The following is a 20,490-nucleotide window of genomic DNA, read 5'->3' as shown; positions in this document are numbered from 1 at the left end:
TTAAACCGTTTCTACTTTTAATTCTTCAGCCTTACCGTCCGTATCCTTTGGTAGTACAACGGCATTCTTAAATCGCTTCATTCTTCGTTTTACGTTTGCCTGTACCACGTAGTGATCGATGGTGGGCGCAAACACGTTCATCAACAATATCGCCAAGAAGACACCCTCTGGATAGGCGGGATTGAAAACGCGAATCATTACAGATATAAAACCAATGAAGAAGCCATATATCCATTTACCGCGATTGGTCTGGGAACCTGTAACAGGGTCAGTGGCCATATAAACAATACCAAAAGCCAGACCGCCCACAATCAGATGCTTCCAAAATTCAAAGCTCATTAAACCATAAAACTTACTAGTTTCGGTAATCCAACCCATTTCGACCACTTGGTTGAAAATTAGACCCATAACCAAAGATCCAATTACGGCACTAAGCATTATCCTCCAGCTGGCAATCTTACTGAAAATCAAAAAGAGGCCTCCAATCAATATCAAAAGTGTGGAAGTTTCCCCAACAGAACCCGGAATAAAACCGAAAAACATATCGGACACTGAATAACTCACCTCGGCATTTTGGGCCAAGGAACCTAAGATTGTTTCACCTGAAATGGCATCCGGACCACCTGCTCGTTCCACGGCACCATGCACCCAAACCTTATCACCACTCATCCATGTAGGATACGCGAAAAACAGGAATGCACGTATTGTTAGGGCAGGGTTCAAAATATTCATTCCGGTACCGCCGAATACTTCCTTGCCAATTACAACTCCAAAAACGACGGCAACGGCCAACATCCACAACGGGGTATCAACGGGAACGATCAGGGGAACCAACATTCCGGTTACCAAATAACCCTCTTCGACCTCATGCCCTTTAATTACGGCAAAAATGAATTCCACAATAAGTCCTACCCCATAGGAAACAACGACCAAAGGCAAAACTTTGATTATGCCAATCCAGAAATTGTCCCATGTCAAAAAGTTTTCGAAAAAAGACAATGACCTTGGAGTTCCATTGGCCGCATCAATGGCTGCATAATGCTGATAGCCCGCGTTGAACATGGAAAACAGCAACACAGGAATAAGCGCCATTATCACAGTGTTCATGGTCCTCTTTAAGTCGTCAGCAGCCTTTACATGCGTACCGCCATGGGTAGTTTCATTGGGAGTGAACAAAAAAGTATGAAAGGCATTGAAAGCAGGCGCCATCTTTTTGCCTTGATACTTCATTTTCAACTCATGCATTTTACTTTTTAAACTCATATCTTATCCTATTTCTTTTTGCAATAAATCCAATCCTTCACGAATAATTTTTTGATGGGGTTGTTTGGAAATACAAATGAATTCAGTTAGAGAAAAATCCTCAGGTGCAACTTCATAAAGCCCCAATTGTTCCATTTCATCCAAATCCTTCACCATACATGCTTTTAGCAATTGTAGGGGATAAATATCCATTGGAAAAACTTCCTCATATTGCCCTGTTACCACAAATGCCCTATGTTCACCATTAGTGTTTGTGGTCAAATCATATTTCTTTTTAGGCTGTAACCAAGAAAAAGTCAAGGCCCTGGTAGTTGAAACTTTATTAAACACAGGCTTGTTCCATCCGAACAACTCATAATCATTACCTTCCGGAATCACAGTAACCGTATTATTATAAAAACCTAAATGACCATCTGGGGCACTTTTGGATCCGGTTAGCACATCGCCGTTAATGACTCTAAAGTTTTCATCGTTTACACCACTAGCATAGAGGAACGTAGAGATTTCAGCACCGATTTTAGTACTATAATATTTAGGAGATTTAACGGACGATCCAGCCAATGCCACGATTCTTTCCGCATTGAATTTACCCGTATTGAGATACTCCCCGATGATGACCAAATCTTGGGGAGAAACGGTCCAAACCAACTCGCCTTTGTTAATAGGGTCAATTTTGTTTATCTGTGTCCCGACCAATCCAGCAGGATGTGGGCCGGATACTGTATGTAATTCGATTCCTTTTAAACCCGACAATGGCGAATTTCCGGAAGCACCCACGGAAACATGTATTTTTCCGGGAGTAAGTTTACCTAAAGCAGTTATCGCTGTCTGCAACTCCTCCTCCTTGCCTTTCAAAACATAATCCAAATCAGCGGCCAATGGAGCCGTGGCATAGCCAGAAATAAAGATAGCTTTTGGAGTAGTGTTAGGGTCGGCTATAACATCATAGGGACGTTGTTTTACGAAAGGCCAACAGCCGGATTTCAATAAGGCATCCTTAATATCTTGACCAGAGGCCTTTACCAGATCCAGTTTTTTGTGCTCAACAACTTCTTGGGTCTTATCGGCCAAAATCTTCAACCTGAGTATCCTTCTACGCGCGCCCCTCTCAATTTCCACCAATTCACCACTTACCGGAGAAACGAACAACATTTTCTCATTGGCTTTACTGTAAAACAATGGCTCTCCAGCTTTTACCTCGGCCCCTTCCTTCAACAACATTTTAGGAGTTATTCCGTGAAAATCATCAAGCTTTATTGCGTAAACATTGCTTAGGACGGCTTTTGAAGTAGACAACTCGGAAGCTCCTACCAAATTGATGTCCAGTCCTTTTTTAATTCGAATGTCTTTTGACATATTATTGTAGACCTTAGGTTAACAAAATTTGCTGCGAATTTACTACTAAATGAAAAGTTTTCATAATAATTAACCATAAATTAGGCATTCTATCGAGGTAAATTTTTTAGGCATCCTTTTTGTTTACCTTTAACCCAAATATTAATTGTTAAATGCGATTTTTCCTTAAACAAATAATTGTTGGCCTTCTCTGTATTCAAGGCGCGTTGGCCCAGATACAAGAGGAAATCAATCCCCCGGACCATATTAAGTCGGTCATATTTAGAGGACCAACGGACGATCAATTTCCTGTAGTTCAGATTGGGGAAACCCTTCGATTGGAATTCGATGACCTATTGGCAAACGAACAGGATTATTATTATAAAATAGTCCATTGTGATTATGACTGGACCCCATCGGACCTTCTTAAATCCCAATATCTGGACGGTATCGATAATCAACGAATCATAAATTACGAAAATAGCTACACAACGTTGGAGACCTATTCCAACTATCAGCTTACCATACCAAATGAAAATGTACGTTTAAGGGTTACCGGTAACTACCTAATCGAAATCTACAACAGTAGTTACGAGCTCCAATTCTCAAGAAGGTTCATGGTTTATAAGGATGTCGTAAAAGTTGGTGCCGAGGTAAAGCGTTCGCGGGATTTCAACTTTTTAAATGAAAAGCAGGTGGTTCATTTTAGGATCAATCCAGGTAATTTTCAATTGGTAAATCCAAAACAGGAAGTCAAAGTTGCCATTATCCAAAACAATTATTGGGAAAATGCCATCTACAATATAAAGCCACAGTTCACCTTGGGGGCTGAACTGGTGTACCGGTATGATCAGGAAACCGCATTTTTTGGGGGCAATGAATATTTGTTGTTCGACACCAGTGACCTAAGGGCCCCGAGTTCCCAAATCGCAAGAATAGAAATAGGGGATCGCCTTTACAATCATTATCTATTCAGTGACAATTTTAGGGCGAATGAACCCTACACCTACTTTCCGGATATCAACGGGGACTTTGTGGTTAGGACCTTGCAAGGGGACGATGCCTCTAGGGAAGCGGAATACACCAAGGTCCATTTCAGCCTACCATATACAGAAGCATTAGGACTTGACGATGTATACATTTTTGGGAAATTCAATAACTATGCCCTATCCGAGGAAAATAAAATGACCTACAACGAGAATAACGGAATGATGGAAGCCACCTTGATTTTGAAGCAAGGTTTTTACAATTATAAATACGTTACAAAAAACGAAGCTGGCAAAATAAATTTGAATACCGTTGGCGGAAATTTTCATTTTACGGAAAACAACTACATGATCTTGGTATATTACAGAAATTTTGGAGACCTTTACGATAGTATTATAGGAGTGGGCTCCGCAAATTCCAGAAACATCAGTAACTGATTTTATCGGGTCCCTGTAATCTAACATATTCCATGGAGACCAAACCAAGTGTTAATACAAAAGGGCGTTACCAGCTTCGGTACAGGGGAGTGGAATGCCTTAATTGTGGTCACCCTTTGGACATAAGCGATAAATACTGCCCACATTGCTCGCAGGCAAACAGCACTAAAAAACTAACCTTAAAGGATTTTTTCGAGGAGTTTTTTTCCAACATTATTTCCTACGACTCAAGACTACTTAGAACCCTAGCGGCTTTGCTTTTACGGCCCGGTAGGATTACCGCAGACTATATCATGGGCAAAAGGATGTCCTATACCAATCCATTTAGGTTTCTGTTAAGTTTGGCCATCATTTATTTTTTGCTCATTGGACTTTCGGGTAATTTTGATCAATTGAACCGTTACGGTTCCAACTCCAAGGACTTGCCTATAAATTTTGGTAGTTCCATGGTAGAAGATTATGATTTTGGGGATAATGAGGCCGATAAAAAAGAAGTCATGGCCCAGCTGGATTCCCTGAACATAAATGGACTTATTTCGGAAAGGATTAGGATACGGGATTCCATCATTATGAAAGATCCAAAAAAGCAAGTGGAAGCGGCCAACCAGAAACCATTTTTTGAATCACTTTTTCGGAAACAGGAAATTTTCACAACGTTGATCGAGAAGGATACTTTTTACATATTTGAAGAAGCAAAGACAAAATATGGGTTAGAGGACACCTGGCACAATAATTTTTCCTTCAATACAGCGCAAAGTTTGATACGGGTAAAAAGACAGCCGGGGGCCTATATAAGTTCCGTTTTTTCCAAATTGCCTTTTACCACATTTTTCTTTTTACCGGTCTTCTCGCTCTTCATTTGGTTGGTATATATCAGAAAAAGATATACTTATACCGATCATTTAATCTTTAGTTTCCACAATCAATCATTGTTCTTTATCTTGCTCATTATTAGCTATATGATCGATGCCGTTTTTGGAATTGACACTAGTGCTATATTTATCCTGATTTTCGCCGTTTACCTCTATAAGGCAATGCGGAACTTTTACCAACAGGGCAGATTTAAAACTATTGTTAAATATATTTTCCTAAATACAATTTTCGTTATTTTAGCTGGTATAGGAGCTGCACTATTGTTTGCAGGTAGTATGTTTACCTATTAGATATTATGACAACACAAGTTACCAAAGGCATTAAGATTTCCGTTAAAACGAATTTTGAAGGTACTTTCTTCAAAAATTACAAGATGCATTATGCTTTTGGATATACCATTACCATCGAAAACCAGAGCAAGGATTCCGTTCAACTTACGTCACGCCATTGGAGAATCTATGACTCTTTGAACGATGTGGAAACCTTGGATGGTGAAGGAGTAATAGGGAAAAAACCTGTTATTAAACCCGGTGAGTCGCACACCTATAATTCGGGATGTCTTCTAACCTCTCCAATTGGAGCTATGAAGGGACATTACAACATGATAAACTTTACCACCACGGAAAATTTTAGGGTGTATATCCCAACATTCAAGTTTAGTGCCCCATTTGCCCTGAACTAAATAGGTTTTAACCTCAATTTAGTTTTTATAACAAACCCCTTTTAGTACTTTTGGTCAACTACTAATTTTAAAAATAAAAATTGACCATGGGCAAAGGATTTTTCCAAGTACCGGCCGCCATAAATGAGCCAATAAAAAGTTATGCTCCAGGAACTCCTGAGCGCGAACAGGTATTAAAGCAATACAAAACCTATTACACTAGCACGGTAGATATACCAATGTATATTGGCCCCAAGGAGGTGCGTACCGGAAACACCAAACCGATGTCGCCCCCACATGATCACCAACATATTTTGGGCAACTACCATCTTGCTGAAAAAAAACACGTTGAGGAAGCAATTTCCAACTGCCTAGAATCCAGGGAGGCTTGGGCAAACTTGACATGGGAGCAGCGTGCTGCGGTTTTCCTAAAAGCGGCCGAACTTATTGCAGGTCCTTATCGTGCAAAAATAAATGCCGCGACCATGTTGGCGCAATCAAAAACTATACATCAGGCCGAAATTGATTCGGCTTGCGAACTCATAGACTTTTTGAGATTCAATGTGGAATATATGTCACAGATCTACGAAGAGCAACCCTATTCGTCCGAAGGCATTTGGAACCGCGTGGAATATAGACCTCTCGAAGGATTCGTATATGCCATTACACCCTTCAACTTTACGGCAATTGCAGGAAATCTGCCTGCAAGTGCGGCCATGATGGGGAACGTGGTGGTATGGAAACCAAGTGACAGCCAAATATTTTCCGCAAAGGTCATCGTAGATGTATTCAAGGAAGCAGGACTACCGGATGGGGTAATCAACGTTGTCTACGGAGACCCGGTAATGATAACGGAAACAGTTTTGGCGAGTCCAGATTTTTCCGGCATTCACTTTACGGGATCAACTCATGTATTTAAGGAACTTTGGAAACAGATAGGAAACAATATTCATACCTACAAAACATACCCTAGAATTGTTGGCGAGACCGGCGGAAAGGACTTTATCATTGCGCATCCCACAGCAAAACCTCAACAAGTTGCCACGGCGATTACGCGGGGCGCTTTTGAATTTCAGGGGCAAAAATGTAGTGCGGCATCCAGGGTATACCTACCTAAATCCACGTCCAAAGAAATATTGGATTTGGTTAAAAAGGATGTGGCCTCTTTTAACAAACCGGGATCGCCCGAAGACATGGGGAACTTCATCACCGCTGTCATTCATGAAGCCTCATTTGATAAACTTGCCAAATACATTGACCAAGCAAAAAATGATAAAGAAGCGGAAATTATCGTTGGAGGTGGTTACGACAAATCTAAAGGCTACTTTATAGAACCGTCGGTTATTGTAACGACCGACCCACATTATGCCACAATGGAGACGGAACTTTTCGGACCAGTGGTAACCGTTTATGTTTATGAGGATGCGGACTGGTCCAAAACGCTAAAGTTGGTAGATAGCACTTCTGAATATGCCCTAACGGGAGCCGTACTTTCACAAGACCGTTATGCGATTGACGAGGCTACCAAAGCCTTACAAAATTGTGCAGGGAATTTTTATATAAACGATAAACCTACGGGAGCGGTCGTGGGCCAACAACCTTTTGGTGGAGCAAGGGCATCCGGGACCAATGACAAGGCGGGCTCTGCTCAAAACCTATTGCGATGGGTATCCCCACGCCTGATAAAGGAGACTTTTGTGACCCCGGAAGATTATCGATATCCTTTTTTAGGTTAAGTGTCTGAATTTTAACAAGCTAAAGTTACAGTCATAAAGATTTTGATTACTTTTAAGGGTGTTCCCGGAAAATCCGGGAACACCCTTCACTTTTAAACAGCACTAAAATGAAAAAATTAATTTCAATACTCTGTCTGACAGGTTGCGTATTGGGTATCCAAGCACAGGAAAACCTAACACAAAACACCATTCAGGGATTGTTACAGGGAAATCAAGCTCAAGTAATCCAGTTGGCGGAGGCCTTTTCTGAGGAACAATATGATTGGAGACCTATGGAGGGCGTTAATTCGGTGGCGGAAGCATTGCTCCATGTAGCTGGAGCCAACTATTTCATTGGGTCCAAGATGGGCTTTGCACCTCCAGAAGATGTCGATATTATGGGGCTGACCAAAATAACGGGTAAAGACAATATTATTACGGCCCTAAAAAAATCCAATGCATGGGTGTTGGACAAAGTAGGTGAAGTGGAAAGCGGTGAATTGGGAAATGAAGTTGATTTTGGGTTTATGAAAATGAACAAGTTAGGAGGTCTATTGATCATCATGGAACACAATGGAGAGCATAAGGGCCAACTTATTGCTTATGCAAGAACTAATGGCGTGGTGCCACCCTGGAGCGAATAATCTTTTTCACAAACTAAATTTAAAGCGCCTTACCGGCGCTTTTTTATTTCCAAAAACATCCAATTGAACAATTTCAATGTAAATTTAACGTTAATTAATTGTAAATTAAATGTTTTTTGCAGAATTTTGAATGGATATGAACTTGATTTTCAGAACATATAAGCTTTGTAGGATGTACATACTCTGTACTCGGATACATTATTGGAATCGGTTAAAGGAATATGCAAAAAAAAGTCGGAAGGTTTATAAGACCATTTATAGTCTTTAGCCTTTAAATTTCATGGGAAGATATACGACCTTTTTGGTATCAAAAAAATCCTCCTTAAAATAATCAGTAAGGTCAAATATTTCAGCTGTGCGATAGCTTTCCAATTCCTCCTGTAAATCCCCTCCCTTCAGGTACAGAATACCGTTTCTTCTTTCATGTTGCGACTCCTTTTTTATTTTTCCCTTTACCCAATGTACGAACGTAGGCATGGCCGCGACCGCCCTACTGACTATAAAATCAAATTGATTTGGAACCTCCTCCACTCTTGAATTAACGGTTTGGACATTCGTGAGGCCAAGCCCCTCCACTACCTCATTGACGACCTTTATTTTTTTTCCGATGGAATCCACCAGGGTAAAATTCACTTCAGGAAATAAAATTGCCAAGGGAATACCCGGAAATCCACCCCCAGTACCTACATCCAAAATTTCAGATCCATCCTTAAATGTTTGGACTTTGGCAATCCCAAGCGAGTGGAGCACATGTCTTAGGTACAGTTCGTCAATATCCTTTCTAGAAACCACATTGATCTTTTGGTTCCAATCTTTGTAGAGCTCCTCTAATGAATTTATATGTTTTTGCTGCTCTACTGTTAAATTGGGGAAATATTTAAAAATGGTTTCGGCTGTCATGCGTATATTTGTAGAATTAGAAAAAGAATACATTATTTTTTGCAAAGATTTCTATTTTGGGCAACCTACCCAACAAATAAAAATTTATTTGCTCGATTTTTAAAAAAAGATTATCGGTTATGGAGAACAAAACCATCAGATTTCCCCGAAGAGATTCAACACAATTTTTCAAGACCCTGAACGCTAGGGTCAATGATTATTTTAAGAACAACAAGATCAAGAAAACAGGCAACTGGAAATTGCACTTAAAGACCCTAGTAATGTTTACCCTATTCTTGGCTCCCTATTTCCTAATTTTAACCTTGGGACTACCAACTTGGGCCAATATATTGCTTACCATTGTCATGGGCGTTGGAATGGCCGGTGTGGGCATGAATGTAATGCATGACGGAAATCATGGGTCTTATTCCAATAAAAAATGGGTGAATAAAATCATGGGAAGTAGCATTTACATTCTTGCTGGCAACGTTTACAATTGGCAAGTGCAGCATAATGTGCTCCACCACACCTATACCAATATCCATGAACACGACGAGGATATGGAAGCAGGAAGGATATTGCGCTTCTCCAAGCATGCGGAATGGAAGCGCTATCACAAGTTCCAACATTATTATTCCATCTTCCTTTATGGGTTATTGACCTTTAACTGGGCCATAACTACAGACTTTATGCAGATGTATCGATATATGAAGCGTAAACTTTCCTATGGCAAGTTGCCCAGCGCGACCATCAATTGGAGTACTTTGATAATCACCAAAATCCTTTATGTGACGATTTGGATCGTATTGCCTATGTTGATTTTGGACATCGCTTGGTGGAAAATCCTCATTGGATTCTTTCTGATGCATTATGTTGCAGGAGTAATTTTAAGTGTGGTTTTCCAATTGGCACATATCGTGGACCATGCCGATACGCCCCTACCCGATGATCACGGCACCATGAAAAACACCTGGGCCATCCACCAACTGTTTACAACCGTGAATTTTAGCACCAAAAATAGGATTGTAAATTGGTTCACCGGTGGTTTGAACCATCAAGTGGAACATCATATTTTCCCGAATATCAGTCACATCCATTACACAAAAATTTCAAAAATTGTGAAACAGACTGCAAGGGAATTTAATTTACCATATCACGAATATGAAACTACTAGAAAAGCTATAATTTCGCACTTCAAACATTTAAGGGAATTAGGCAAGCAGCCTACTTTACAGTACTAGTAATTTTATTGATATGAACAATCAACTTTCGGACAGGATAAATAGCCTTACTCCTTCCGCTACACTTGAAATGGCCGCGAAAGCCCGTGAACTTAGGGCGGCTGGAAAAGATATTATCGGGTTGAGTTTAGGGGAACCTGACTTTAATACCCCGGAATACATCAAAGATGCCGCTATACAGGCAATCAACGACGATTACAATGCGTACACCCCGGTGGATGGATACGTGGAGCTAAAGAAGGCCATCATCACAAAATTTAAAAGGGACAATAATCTTACGTACGAACCCTCCCAAATCGTGGTTTCTACAGGAGCCAAACAATCCTTGTACAATGTTGCGCAAGCGATGATCAACAAGGGCGATGAAGTAATTCTACCCTGCCCCTACTGGGTCAGCTATGCGGATATTGTTCAGTTATCCGATGGTGTTCCAGTGGAAGTGCCAACTTCATTGGAGAACGATTTTAAAATGACCCCAGAGGAATTGGAAGCCGCCATTACGCCAAAAACCAAAATGCTCTGGTACAGTTCTCCTTGCAACCCTAGTGGTTCTATCTATAGTAAGGAGGAGTTGAGGGCATTGGCCGATGTACTTCAAAAATATCCACAGATTATTGTGGTCAGCGATGAAATTTACGAACACATAAACTACGGTGTTACCAAACACGCCTCCATGGCAGAATTCGAGGACATGTATGACCGTACCGTTACGGTAAACGGGGTAGCGAAAGCCTTCGCCATGACAGGATGGAGAATTGGATACATTGGAGCTCCTAGCTATATTGCCCGGGCGTGTAATAAATTACAAGGTCAGGTGACCAGTGGTGCCAACTGTATTGCGCAGAGGGCCGTAATAACCGCCTTGGAAGAATCTCCCGACCGAATTCAGTATATGGTGGATGAATTCAAAAAACGCAGAAAGCTGATTCTGGATTTGCTGAACGATATCCCAGGATTTAAATGCAATGAACCGGAAGGGGCATTTTATGTATACCCAGATGTAACCGCCTATTTTGGGAAAACCTTGAACGGTACAAAAATCAATAATGCTTCGGATTTTGCCATGTACTTATTGGAGCATGCAAATGTGGCCACGGTCACAGGTGACGCTTTTGGCAATGGAAACTGCATCAGGATTTCGTATGCGGCATCGGTCAAGGAAATAGAGGAAGCGATAGCAAGAATTAAAAAAGCACTTTTATAAATCTAACGAAAAGGATATTTACAAAAATCCCGCATTTTCATAATGCGGGATTTTTGTTTTCAAAAGAGTTGATCAATAGTTTAAGTCCTTTTCCAAAAATAAGGATTCAATAATATCAAAACGGTAAAAAGTTCCAACCTACCGGCCAACATTAAAAACCCGCACCACCATTTAGCCAAAGCAGGCAGGCTATTAAAATTGCTAACGGGATTTAAACTGCCCAAGGCAGGACCCACATTGCCCAAGGATGAAGCCGACCCACCAATGGCCGATTCAAAATCAAGACCGAGCATCCCCAATACCAAGGCCCCAATAATGAACAACAGCATATACAGCACAAAAAAGCCAATGATATTGTAGACAATCTTTTCCTTTACCGTTTTGTTGTTGTACCGTACAGGGATGATGGCATTGCTGTGCAAGGTCCTTTTGAATTCCAATAGTCCATTCTTTATGATCAAAAGATGTCGCATGATTTTGATACCCCCGGATGTAGAACCTGCAGATCCTCCCATAAAGAACAAACCGAAAAAGAATATTGTCAAAAATGGGGTCCACTGGGTAAAGTCGGCACTAACGAATCCGGTAGTTGTTATAACGGAAATAACCTGGAACAGGGCATGCCTTATGGAACTTTCGGCCTTTCCAAGTACCATGGGATAACCTGGGGTATCCTGGGTAATATTGGCCTGAAAATAAATGACCCCTGCTACTACTACGGTAAATATCAAAATAGCGAGCGAATAATATTTCCATTCCTCATCCCTTAAAATTCGCTGTACCTTGCCCTTAAAGGCAAAGTAGCTCATTACAAAATTGCTTCCGGCCAAAAACATGAAAAGGATAATGATATACTGTATCAATGGCTGATCGTTCCAATACGCAATACTGGCGTTCTTGGTAGAGAAACCTCCTGTGGAAAGCGTTGCCAAGGCATGGTTGATAGCATCAAAGAAGGACATTCCGGCAAACTTCAAAAGTATAGTTTCCGCTATGGTATATCCCAAGTAGATCAACCACAACCTTTTTGCGGTATCAGTAATTCTTGGATGTAATTTATCGGCACTAGGTCCGGGTGCTTCGGCCGAAAATAGCTGCATGCCTCCAATACCCAAAAGAGGCAAAATAGCTATGGCCAATACAATGATACCCATACCGCCGATCCAATGCGTAAGGCTTCGCCAAAAAAGGATTCCTTCTGGCATGGATTCAATATCGTCCATAATAGAGGCCCCGGTAGTCGTATAGCCCGAAACCGTTTCAAAAAAGGCATTGGTAATATCTGGCACCGCACCGGAAAAAATATAGGGAAGCGTTCCTGAAATGGACATGACCAACCATCCAAAAGTAACTATGATATAGCCTTCTTTTTGCTTTACCTCTTTACGGTGTCCCCTCGTGTAATACATGGCAAAAACCCCTACAAACATGGTTGCCACGGAAGCCAAGGTAATACTAAGGGTCGCCCCGTCATCGTAGATGCCACTTACCAAAGCGGCCAAAAGCATAAATCCGCCATTGCAAAGAAGCAATAGCCCCATCAGATGAAAAATAATTCTTGAATTCAAGCGCATGCTAGAGGAACATTCGTTCTATTTTAGGGATTTGCTCCGGATGGCAACAAACGACCACCCTGTCCCCAGCTTGGATCGTAAAGCCACCCAAGGCAATGATTCCTTCACCGTCCCTTACCACACCACCAATCGTGGCATCTTTGGGAAAGTTCAATTCCCGGATGGTGGAACCGGTAACCTTGGAATCCTTTTTTACGATAAACTCCAAAATTTCCGCATTCAGATTGTTCAAGCGCATCAAGGCCACGACTTCGCCCTTTCGTATATGACGGAAAATATTGTTGGCAGCCAAGAGTTTTTTGTTGATCAAGGTATCGATACCAATGGAATGGGACAGCTGAAAATAATCCATATTCTCCACCAAGGCGATGGTTTTCTTGATATGCTTGGATTTAGCCACCAAACAGGACATGATATTGGTTTCTGAATTTCCAGTTACCGCGATGAAGGCATCCATGGACTCCAGACTCTCCTCGTCCAACAATTCCACATTTCTTCCATCTCCATTGATGACCAAGGCATTGGGAAGGTCATCGGCCAAATCAAAGGCCTTTTCCTTGTTTTTTTCTATCAATTTAACATTAAAACGTTTGGAGCATAGATCCCGGGCTGTTTTGAACCCAACCTTACTCCCACCAAGAATCATAACGTTTTTAATTTCCTCCTTTTTCTTGCCAGTGAGCTTATAGAGCTCGTCCACCCCTTCCTTAACCGTTATAAAGTAGACCTGATCACCTTCCTTGAAATAGGTGTCACCACGTGGTATCACCGTATATTGTGTCCCCAGTCTTTGTAGGGCGATTGGCATGAAGTGTAATTCCGGAAATACCTTGGCAGCCTCCTTGACCATTTTACCAACAAAAGGTGCCGACTTGGGCAGGGATACCCCCACCATTATCAACTCCCCGTCTTCAAATTCGTAGGTGTCGTTAAATGCCGATTTGTTCAACAATAACTGAATCTCTGTAGCGGCGAGCTCTTCCGGAGAAATAAGCTCATCAATGCCCAATTGGGAAAATTTCAACAATTCCTTGTTATCAACGAACTCCGTATTGGAAATTCTGGCTATGGTTCTTTTACAGCCCAATTGTTTGGCCAACATACACAAGGTCAAATTCGTGGTCTCCGAAGATGTTACACCAATAACGAGCTCGGAATCCTGTACCGATGCATCCTTTAAAATGGAAATGGAAGTGGCATCGCCCCTGAGCACCCTAATGTCCAAATGGTTGTCCGCATATGCCAGACTCTCCTTATCGGTATCAATTAAAGTAATATTCTGGGATTCGTAGGAGAGTAATTTCGCCAAATGAAATCCAACCTCACCAGCTCCAGCAATTATTATTTTCATTTAAAATCTTAAGCTAGCTTCCCTGGAAACGTGTCTTCACCTCCAGGTCCTAACCCTCATTGGGTCAATAGCTATGTTCTACAAGTAAGTGAATTAATGGGTACAAAATTACATAATTTTATGAGGTTTCAATTTATTTTCAAGCTTTTAAGAAGGATTTAATCGATACCTAAACCAACCTTATTGTTAGTCCTAATGGCATTTAAAGAAAAAGAATCTCGGTCTTGAAACGGTATTGGATTTCCATGCGCTTCGACGCTACCAATGAATTCCGTAAAATTTGAAAGAACCTCTTGCTATATTGTATCTTTGCCCAAAAATTTGCAAATGGCCAAAAAGGTTACCCCATATAAGGACTCCAACTTAGGGAAAAAAGAACAGGTCACTAAGATGTTCGATACCATTTCTACGGATTATGATGGCCTAAACCGCGTAATTTCCTTTGGTATAGATGTAAAATGGCGAAAAAAGGTAGTGGCTATTCTAAAGGAGGAAGCTCCCAATACCATTTTGGATATTGCAACAGGAACCGGGGATCTTGCGATAGCCATGGTAAAAACGGGGGCAAAAAAAATTGTGGGTTTGGATATTTCCCCAGGCATGCTTGCGGTTGGGGAAAAAAAAATCAATGAAAAAAACCTATCCCCCATTATTGAAATGGTGGTGGGCGACAGTGAAAACCTAAGCTTCGAAACCAACTCCTTTGATGCCGTAACCGTTTCTTTTGGGGTCCGTAATTTCGAAAACCTTGAAAAGGGTCTGGCCGAAATCCTCCGTGTTTTAAGGCCAGGTGGCACCTTGGTGATTCTTGAAACATCGGTACCAACCAAAACACCCTTCAAACAAGGTTATACCATTTACACAAAATACATCCTCCCTTTGATTGGAAAACTGTTCTCTAAAGACAATTCTGCGTATGGCTACCTAAGCGAATCTGCCGCTGCCTTTCCCCATGGAGAAAACTTCAACAATATTTTACGGGAAATCGGGTTTATAGATGTAGCGAACAAACCTCAAACTTTTGGCGTATCGTCAATATACATCGCCAAAAAATAAGGGTATTACAACGATTGACATTTGAGTAAATGAAAAAATGGTTTTTCACATGTTTGGGTATCCTTATATTGACCCCGAACCTTTATGGCCAGTTCAACGAAAACCCCGTTCTAAATAAGGAGAACGAAGATAAAAAATTCCTGAACTGGGGATATTTTTTAGGTTTGAACCAGTATGACTTTAAGTTTGAATACGAGGACGATTTGGGGTTCGATGCCAACGGCAAGGATCTTACCAACGTACAAGTTGCCAAGTCATTGGGATTCAACGTAGGATTAATTGGGGAAATGCGTATTAACGAATTTCTGGACGTACGGTTGGAACCGGGCCTTCACTATACTTCAAGACTTTTAGGTTTTCCCTCCCCATTATTGGAAGAAGAAAGGGATGCACTAAGAGAGGTAAAATCGACCTACATAAACTTTCCGTTACTTTTAAAAGTAAGCACCCGAAGACTAGGTAACTGGAAACCGTTTTTAATAGGTGGTGGTTCAGCGTCCCTAAATTTGGGTAGTAACGAAGCTAGCTTGGACGATAACCTTTCCCGTACCTATAGAATGACCAAATGGGTCTATAATTATGAGTTGGGCTTTGGTATCGATTTCTATCTGGAGTATTTTAAATTCAGCCCGTCCATAAGAGGGGTATTTGCACTTACCGATGAATTGATAAGGGACAACGATCCCAACAGCCCCTGGACAGGGAATATCGCCTCCATGAAATCCCGAGGCATCTTTATCAATTTCACTTTTGAATAGAGGTGGATAAGCTTGCTACTTGCGTTTAATTTCATTCAAAAATATGGCCGTGGCAGTGGCCACGTTCAAACTTTCGGTGGTTTTTTTCCCGAATTGCGGAATACTAACTTCATAATCGCACAACTTTCGAACGGTATCTGAAATACCGTTTCCTTCATTTCCAAGAATCAGGATGCCATTTTCCGGCAATTTTGTTTTATGGATATTTTCTCCTTCCATGAAAGCGCCGTAAACAGGTACTTTGGTAGCGTTTAGAAAGTTTGTCAAATCCTTATAGAAAATATTGACACGGGCAATGGAGCCCATGGTGGCCTGCAATACCTTTGGATTATAGCAATCCACGGTCTCTTTGGAACAGATGAGGTTCTCGATCCCAAACCAATCGCACAACCTGATGATAGTACCCAAATTACCTGGGTCTTGCACTCCGTCCAAAACGACCGTCCACCCATCCACCTTTAAATCGGTAGTTATTTTCTTATGGAAAACCCCCATAACACCGTTAGGATTTTTTAAACTGCTAATCTGCTTTAGCTCCTTCATGGAAATCGGTTCTACTTCAAAAGCTTTTGAACCTTGCAATTCTTGTCCAGTCGTAAAGATTTTATAGGCCTTAAATCCAGACTCCAAAAGTTCCTCCACCGCCTTTTTACCTTCCATCACAAAAAGGCCATTTTCATTTCGGTATTTTTTTTGCTGTAGGTTTTTTATAAGTTTCAATTCACTTTTCACAACCATTCAAATGATGTATTTTTGATTTCTATGAAGACGGTAGCATGCTATAAATACCACATAGCTAAAATAAGCTTAATCTTGCTACTGGCAATAGGTTCCACATCCTGTAATTCGCTCAAAAAGGTTGAGGAAGAAGAGTATCTGATCGTGAAAAACACCATCTTGGTGGATTCTGTGAAGGTAACGAACGAGGACGTTCAAAGTCTCATTTATCAGAAGACCAATACCGCTATTTTAGGATATCCCTTGCGACTGAACCTCTATAACCTGGCAAAGGAAAATCCGGATTCCCTTTATCAGGCTTGGCTCAACAAAAAACCGAATAGGCAGAAGCGTCTCGAGAAACTGCTCTCCAGAAAACAAGTGGACCGTTTGGGCGAGTCTTTTCTGGTAAAAGGTCTAAGTGTATGGCTCAAGGATGTGGGCGAGGCCCCGGTAATTTTGGACACCACCCAAACCAGACGAAGTTTGGAACGGCTGAGTGCCTTCTACAACAGCAAAGGGTATTTTAACAACAGTACCACCTACCTCATTGATTCCACGAACGGAAAAAGAAAGGTGGCGGTAGATTACAGGATCAATTTGGGTAAGCCTTACTACATAGATTCCCTTTCCAATGATATTTCCTCAAAAGCGATCGATTCAATTTATTTTTTACATGCCGATGCGTCCCTGGTGAAGAAAGGAGAACAATTTGACCTGAACAATTTTACCCTGGAGCGGGAACGATTGACGGGGATTTTCAGGAACAGTGGCATTAGAAATTTTCAGGAAAGTTCCATCACATTTGATATTGAAAGGGATACCGTAAGGGCATCGAACGATCAAAAGATGAATATCAATCTTAATATTGGCGATTTAAGGAGACGGGGCGAAAATCAAGTCACCACATCGGAATATAGGGTAGAGAAAATCAACAAAGTAAATGTCTTTACGAATTTTTTATCGACGACGGAGAGTGCCCCCTTGGATTCCGTACGATACGAGGACCTTAATATTTACTACTCCGGAAAATTCAAAATCAAGCCAAAGACCCTGGCCGATGCCATTTTCTTTGAAAAAGACAGTATCTATAGAGACCTGGACAAGATCAGAACATCCAGACAGCTGAACAGTCTTAACATTTTTAAATATCCCAATATTATTTTTGAGGAGGACAGTATCCAAAATTTGGTCAACACCAATATCTATCTCGCACCAAAATCAAAGTATTCCTTGGGTACAAATTTTGAGGTAAGTCGGTCGAATTTACGTCGCATCGGTGTGGGTATGGGTGCCTCTTTATTGATACGAAATATTTTTAAAGGCGCTGAAAATTTAAGCATTTCGGCCGATGGCACCTTTGGCCTTTTAAGTACCGATATTTTCCCCGATGATTTTTTCTCCGAAATCGGTGGGGACATCTCACTTGACTTTCCAAGAATATGGTTTCCGTTTGTAAACAGGACCAACCTAATACCTGACTATTCCCTGCCAAAAACAAGAATTTCGGCGGGTACCAGTTTTCAAAAAAATATTGGTTTGGACAAACAGACCCTCAATGCAATACTAGGTTATAATTGGTCCCCCAATGATTTTAAAAAACACGCTATCGAACTATTAAATATCCAATTCGTTAGAAACGTGAACAGGAATCGTTTTTATGATGTGTATAGAACAACCTACAATCAACTAAATGCAATAGCAGCCAATTCCAATGTGGTGAATCCAGATTATTTTGATGAGAACGATAACCTCACCACCGTAACCACGAGCACTAATGATACCATTGGTACTTCTAGCTTTATAAGGGACGTAATTTCAGGTGAAATAAACGATCTCAATCAAGAACAGATTGGCGATGTGAGAAGTATCGCCGAGCGAGAACAACGTTTAACGGAGAACAACCTAATTTTCACTACCAACTACACGTTCAATAAGAATAACCGAAATGGTATTTTGGATAACAATTTTTATCAGTTCCGGTTCAAGGTTGAAAGTGCCGGGAACTTACTCTCCGGTTTTTCCAATTTTATCCCTTTTAATGAAAATGATGATGGACAGCTTTTGGTTTTTAACGTACCCTTTTCACAGTATATAAAGACCGAGTTCGACTATGTGAAATATTGGGACCTGTCCCGTTCTAATGTACTGGCGGCCAGAACCTTTTTTGGTATCGCCATCCCTTATGGAAATTCAGATAACATACCCTTTGTACGTAGTTATTTTGCCGGAGGCTCGAACGACAACCGGGCCTGGTTCCCGTATTCCCTAGGGCCTGGACGCACCTCCGCCCTAAACGACTTTAATGAAGCTAATTTAAAATTGGCCTTAAACCTGGAGTATCGGTTTCCACTGTTTGGCGATTTAAACGGCGCCTTATTTGCGGATGCAGGAAATATCTGGAATGTTTTTGACGATGTGGAGAACGAGGATGCCACCTTTAACGGACTGGAATCCTTACGGGATATTGCCTTGGGCTCGGGTTTTGGGCTACGCTATGATTTCACCTACTTTTTATTCCGGTTAGACCTTGGATTCAAGACCTATAATCCCGCTGAAATTCCTTCAAAAAGATGGTTTCGCGATTATAATTTTGCCAATTCAGTTTTGCAAATTGGCATAAACTATCCCTTCTAAGTATATTTGTTTTATTACTTTTGTTGCACATTTTTAGAAACTAATTAGACCCACAAAGATTATGGCTCACAATATTAAGCCGGGCGTAGCTACCGGAGACCAGGTTCAGGAAATTTTCAAATATGCAAAAGAAAAGGCATTTGCATTACCTGCCGTAAACGTAATAGGTTCCAACACCATAAATGGAGTACTTGAAACCGCCTCGAGCTTGAACGCACCGGTCATCATCCAATTTTCAAATGGTGGTGCCCAGTTCAACGCAGGAAAAGGACTTTCCAATGAGGGGCAGAAGGCGGCCATATTAGGAGCGGTTGCCGGTGCCAAACATGTACATCAATTGGCTGAAGCGTATGGAGCCACGGTAATCCTGCATACGGACCATTGTGCAAAAAAACTATTGCCATGGATCGATGGACTTTTGGACGCCAGTGAAAAACATTATGCCGAAACTGGAAAATCCCTGTTCAGTTCGCATATGATAGACTTATCAGAAGAGCCTTTGGAGGAAAACATCGAAATCTGCAAGCAGTACTTGGAGCGCATGAGCAAGATGGAAATGACCTTGGAGATAGAATTGGGAATTACCGGTGGAGAGGAAGATGGTGTGGATAATTCTGATGTGGACGATTCTAAACTGTATACCCAACCGGAAGAAGTAGCATACGCTTATGAGGAGCTCTCCAAAGTAAGCCATCGATTTACCATCGCAGCGGCCTTTGGGAACGTACACGGTGTATACAAACCAGGAAACGTAAAGCTTACCCCAAAAATCCTTAAAAATTCCCAAGAATTTATTTCGGAAAAATACGGCGTTGGGCACAACCATATCGATTTTGTATTCCACGGTGGATCCGGTTCTTCCGTTGAGGAAATCAGGGAAGGCATCAGCTATGGGGTGATAAAAATGAATATCGATACAGATTTGCAATATGCCTTCTTGGCGGGTGTACGAGATTATGTCCAGGACAACAAGGATTATCTACAATCCCAAATAGGGAACCCAAAAGGAGCCGATGAGCCCAATAAAAAGTTTTATGACCCAAGAGTTTGGTTGAGAAATGGCGAGACCTCCTTTGTAGAGCGCTTAAAGAAAGCCTTTGAGGATCTCAATAACGTGAATACGCTATAATTTTAGTCGATAACTTTTTAAATGGAAGA

At 41.2% G+C, this 20,490-nt stretch carries 17 protein-coding genes; 11 read left to right on the top strand and 6 right to left on the bottom strand.

Annotated elements, in window-relative coordinates:
- Positions 1-1,263 carry an NADH:ubiquinone reductase (Na(+)-transporting) subunit B gene (locus tag F0361_RS17270; protein ID WP_138259376.1) on the bottom strand — a complete coding sequence of 421 codons (1,263 nt, stop codon included), beginning with the start codon at positions 1,261-1,263 and terminating at the stop codon, positions 1-3.
- Between the two features lie 3 nt (positions 1,264-1,266).
- On the bottom strand, positions 1,267-2,619 hold the full coding sequence (locus tag F0361_RS17265) for a Na(+)-translocating NADH-quinone reductase subunit A (protein WP_154920670.1): 1,353 nt from the start codon (positions 2,617-2,619) through the stop codon (positions 1,267-1,269).
- 152 nt (positions 2,620-2,771) lie between these two features.
- Here F0361_RS17265 and F0361_RS17260 point away from each other — a divergent pair, with 152 nt between their 5' ends.
- The 5 genes from F0361_RS17260 to F0361_RS17240 all read left to right on the top strand — a co-directional run bounded on the left by F0361_RS17260 (position 2,772) and on the right by F0361_RS17240 (position 7,915).
- Positions 2,772-4,022 carry a type IX secretion system plug protein gene (locus tag F0361_RS17260; protein WP_138259374.1) on the top strand — a complete coding sequence of 417 codons (1,251 nt, stop codon included), beginning with the start codon at positions 2,772-2,774 and terminating at the stop codon, positions 4,020-4,022.
- 32 nt (positions 4,023-4,054) lie between these two features.
- The gene (locus F0361_RS17255) at positions 4,055-5,185 is read left to right on the top strand and encodes a DUF3667 domain-containing protein (RefSeq protein ID WP_154920669.1); all 1,131 of its coding nucleotides are present in this window, start codon (positions 4,055-4,057) and stop codon (positions 5,183-5,185) included.
- 5 nt (positions 5,186-5,190) lie between these two features.
- Positions 5,191-5,577, top strand: coding sequence for a Co2+/Mg2+ efflux protein ApaG (gene apaG / locus F0361_RS17250; protein WP_138259372.1), 387 nt, complete (start codon positions 5,191-5,193; stop codon positions 5,575-5,577).
- 86 nt (positions 5,578-5,663) lie between these two features.
- Positions 5,664-7,292: an L-glutamate gamma-semialdehyde dehydrogenase gene (gene pruA, locus F0361_RS17245; protein ID WP_154920668.1), complete on the top strand. Its 1,629-nt coding sequence runs from the start codon at positions 5,664-5,666 to the stop codon at positions 7,290-7,292.
- Positions 7,293-7,399: 107 nt separating this feature from the next.
- Entirely contained in the window at positions 7,400-7,915 is a 516-nt protein-coding gene (locus F0361_RS17240; protein ID WP_138259370.1) for a DinB family protein, read from the top strand.
- Positions 7,916-8,179: 264 nt separating this feature from the next.
- Here the strand turns inward: F0361_RS17240 and rsmG are convergent, their stop codons facing one another.
- Positions 8,180-8,815, bottom strand: coding sequence for a 16S rRNA (guanine(527)-N(7))-methyltransferase RsmG (rsmG, locus tag F0361_RS17235; protein ID WP_154920667.1), 636 nt, complete (start codon positions 8,813-8,815; stop codon positions 8,180-8,182).
- Between the two features lie 119 nt (positions 8,816-8,934).
- Here rsmG and F0361_RS17230 point away from each other — a divergent pair, with 119 nt between their 5' ends.
- The gene (locus tag F0361_RS17230) at positions 8,935-10,035 is read left to right on the top strand and encodes a fatty acid desaturase family protein (protein WP_138259368.1); all 1,101 of its coding nucleotides are present in this window, start codon (positions 8,935-8,937) and stop codon (positions 10,033-10,035) included.
- A gap of 13 nt (positions 10,036-10,048) precedes the next feature.
- Positions 10,049-11,239 (top strand): pyridoxal phosphate-dependent aminotransferase, encoded by a 1,191-nt coding sequence (locus F0361_RS17225; RefSeq protein WP_138259367.1) that lies wholly within the window; start codon positions 10,049-10,051, stop codon positions 11,237-11,239.
- Positions 11,240-11,319: 80 nt separating this feature from the next.
- On the opposite strand, the gene F0361_RS17220 is transcribed toward F0361_RS17225, so the two are convergent.
- Together F0361_RS17220 and trkA are read right to left on the bottom strand one after the other, a co-directional pair.
- Positions 11,320-12,813, bottom strand: a complete 1,494-nt coding sequence (locus tag F0361_RS17220; protein ID WP_154920666.1) for a TrkH family potassium uptake protein — start codon at positions 12,811-12,813, stop codon at positions 11,320-11,322.
- Between the two features lies 1 nt (position 12,814).
- Positions 12,815-14,164 (bottom strand): Trk system potassium transporter TrkA, encoded by a 1,350-nt coding sequence (gene trkA / locus F0361_RS17215; RefSeq protein ID WP_154920665.1) that lies wholly within the window; start codon positions 14,162-14,164, stop codon positions 12,815-12,817.
- Between the two features lie 327 nt (positions 14,165-14,491).
- On the opposite strand from trkA, the gene ubiE reads away from it, so the two are divergent.
- Together ubiE and porT are read left to right on the top strand one after the other, a co-directional pair.
- Positions 14,492-15,220, top strand: coding sequence for a bifunctional demethylmenaquinone methyltransferase/2-methoxy-6-polyprenyl-1,4-benzoquinol methylase UbiE (gene ubiE / locus F0361_RS17210; RefSeq protein WP_154920664.1), 729 nt, complete (start codon positions 14,492-14,494; stop codon positions 15,218-15,220).
- A 29-nt stretch (positions 15,221-15,249) separates the two neighbouring features.
- Positions 15,250-15,978 (top strand): type IX secretion/gliding motility protein PorT/SprT, encoded by a 729-nt coding sequence (gene porT, locus F0361_RS17205; RefSeq protein ID WP_154920663.1) that lies wholly within the window; start codon positions 15,250-15,252, stop codon positions 15,976-15,978.
- Between the two features lie 15 nt (positions 15,979-15,993).
- On the opposite strand, the gene F0361_RS17200 is transcribed toward porT, so the two are convergent.
- Complete coding sequence (locus F0361_RS17200; protein ID WP_154920662.1) at positions 15,994-16,716, bottom strand: TrmH family RNA methyltransferase; 723 nt, start codon at positions 16,714-16,716, stop codon at positions 15,994-15,996.
- A 75-nt stretch (positions 16,717-16,791) separates the two neighbouring features.
- Between F0361_RS17200 and tamL the strand changes: the two genes are divergently transcribed.
- Together tamL and fbaA are read left to right on the top strand one after the other, a co-directional pair.
- Positions 16,792-19,332: a translocation and assembly module lipoprotein TamL gene (gene tamL / locus F0361_RS17195; protein ID WP_317131747.1), complete on the top strand. Its 2,541-nt coding sequence runs from the start codon at positions 16,792-16,794 to the stop codon at positions 19,330-19,332.
- Positions 19,333-19,393: 61 nt separating this feature from the next.
- Positions 19,394-20,461 (top strand): class II fructose-bisphosphate aldolase, encoded by a 1,068-nt coding sequence (fbaA, locus tag F0361_RS17190; protein WP_154920660.1) that lies wholly within the window; start codon positions 19,394-19,396, stop codon positions 20,459-20,461.
- Positions 20,462-20,490 lie beyond the last annotated feature (29 nt).

The sequence above is a fragment of the Maribacter flavus genome (genome assembly GCF_008386635.1).
GTDB lineage: Bacteria > Bacteroidota > Bacteroidia > Flavobacteriales > Flavobacteriaceae > Maribacter > Maribacter flavus.
This window is presented reverse-complemented; position numbering and strand designations above follow the sequence as displayed.

Bases quoted from the DNA above. Each gene is read 5' to 3' on its own strand.
- F0361_RS17270 (WP_138259376.1), bottom strand. From the start codon at position 1,263: ATGAGTTTAAAAAGTAAAATGCATGAGTTGAAAATGAAGTATCAAGGC.
- F0361_RS17265 (WP_154920670.1), bottom strand. From the start codon at position 2,619: ATGTCAAAAGACATTCGAATTAAAAAAGGACTGGACATCAATTTGGTA.
- F0361_RS17260 (WP_138259374.1), top strand. From the start codon at position 2,772: ATGCGATTTTTCCTTAAACAAATAATTGTTGGCCTTCTCTGTATTCAA.
- F0361_RS17255 (WP_154920669.1), top strand. From the start codon at position 4,055: ATGGAGACCAAACCAAGTGTTAATACAAAAGGGCGTTACCAGCTTCGG.
- apaG (WP_138259372.1), top strand. From the start codon at position 5,191: ATGACAACACAAGTTACCAAAGGCATTAAGATTTCCGTTAAAACGAAT.
- pruA (WP_154920668.1), top strand. From the start codon at position 5,664: ATGGGCAAAGGATTTTTCCAAGTACCGGCCGCCATAAATGAGCCAATA.
- F0361_RS17240 (WP_138259370.1), top strand. From the start codon at position 7,400: ATGAAAAAATTAATTTCAATACTCTGTCTGACAGGTTGCGTATTGGGT.
- rsmG (WP_154920667.1), bottom strand. From the start codon at position 8,815: ATGACAGCCGAAACCATTTTTAAATATTTCCCCAATTTAACAGTAGAG.
- F0361_RS17230 (WP_138259368.1), top strand. From the start codon at position 8,935: ATGGAGAACAAAACCATCAGATTTCCCCGAAGAGATTCAACACAATTT.
- F0361_RS17225 (WP_138259367.1), top strand. From the start codon at position 10,049: ATGAACAATCAACTTTCGGACAGGATAAATAGCCTTACTCCTTCCGCT.
- F0361_RS17220 (WP_154920666.1), bottom strand. From the start codon at position 12,813: ATGCGCTTGAATTCAAGAATTATTTTTCATCTGATGGGGCTATTGCTT.
- trkA (WP_154920665.1), bottom strand. From the start codon at position 14,164: ATGAAAATAATAATTGCTGGAGCTGGTGAGGTTGGATTTCATTTGGCG.
- ubiE (WP_154920664.1), top strand. From the start codon at position 14,492: ATGGCCAAAAAGGTTACCCCATATAAGGACTCCAACTTAGGGAAAAAA.
- porT (WP_154920663.1), top strand. From the start codon at position 15,250: ATGAAAAAATGGTTTTTCACATGTTTGGGTATCCTTATATTGACCCCG.
- F0361_RS17200 (WP_154920662.1), bottom strand. From the start codon at position 16,716: ATGGTTGTGAAAAGTGAATTGAAACTTATAAAAAACCTACAGCAAAAA.
- fbaA (WP_154920660.1), top strand. From the start codon at position 19,394: ATGGCTCACAATATTAAGCCGGGCGTAGCTACCGGAGACCAGGTTCAG.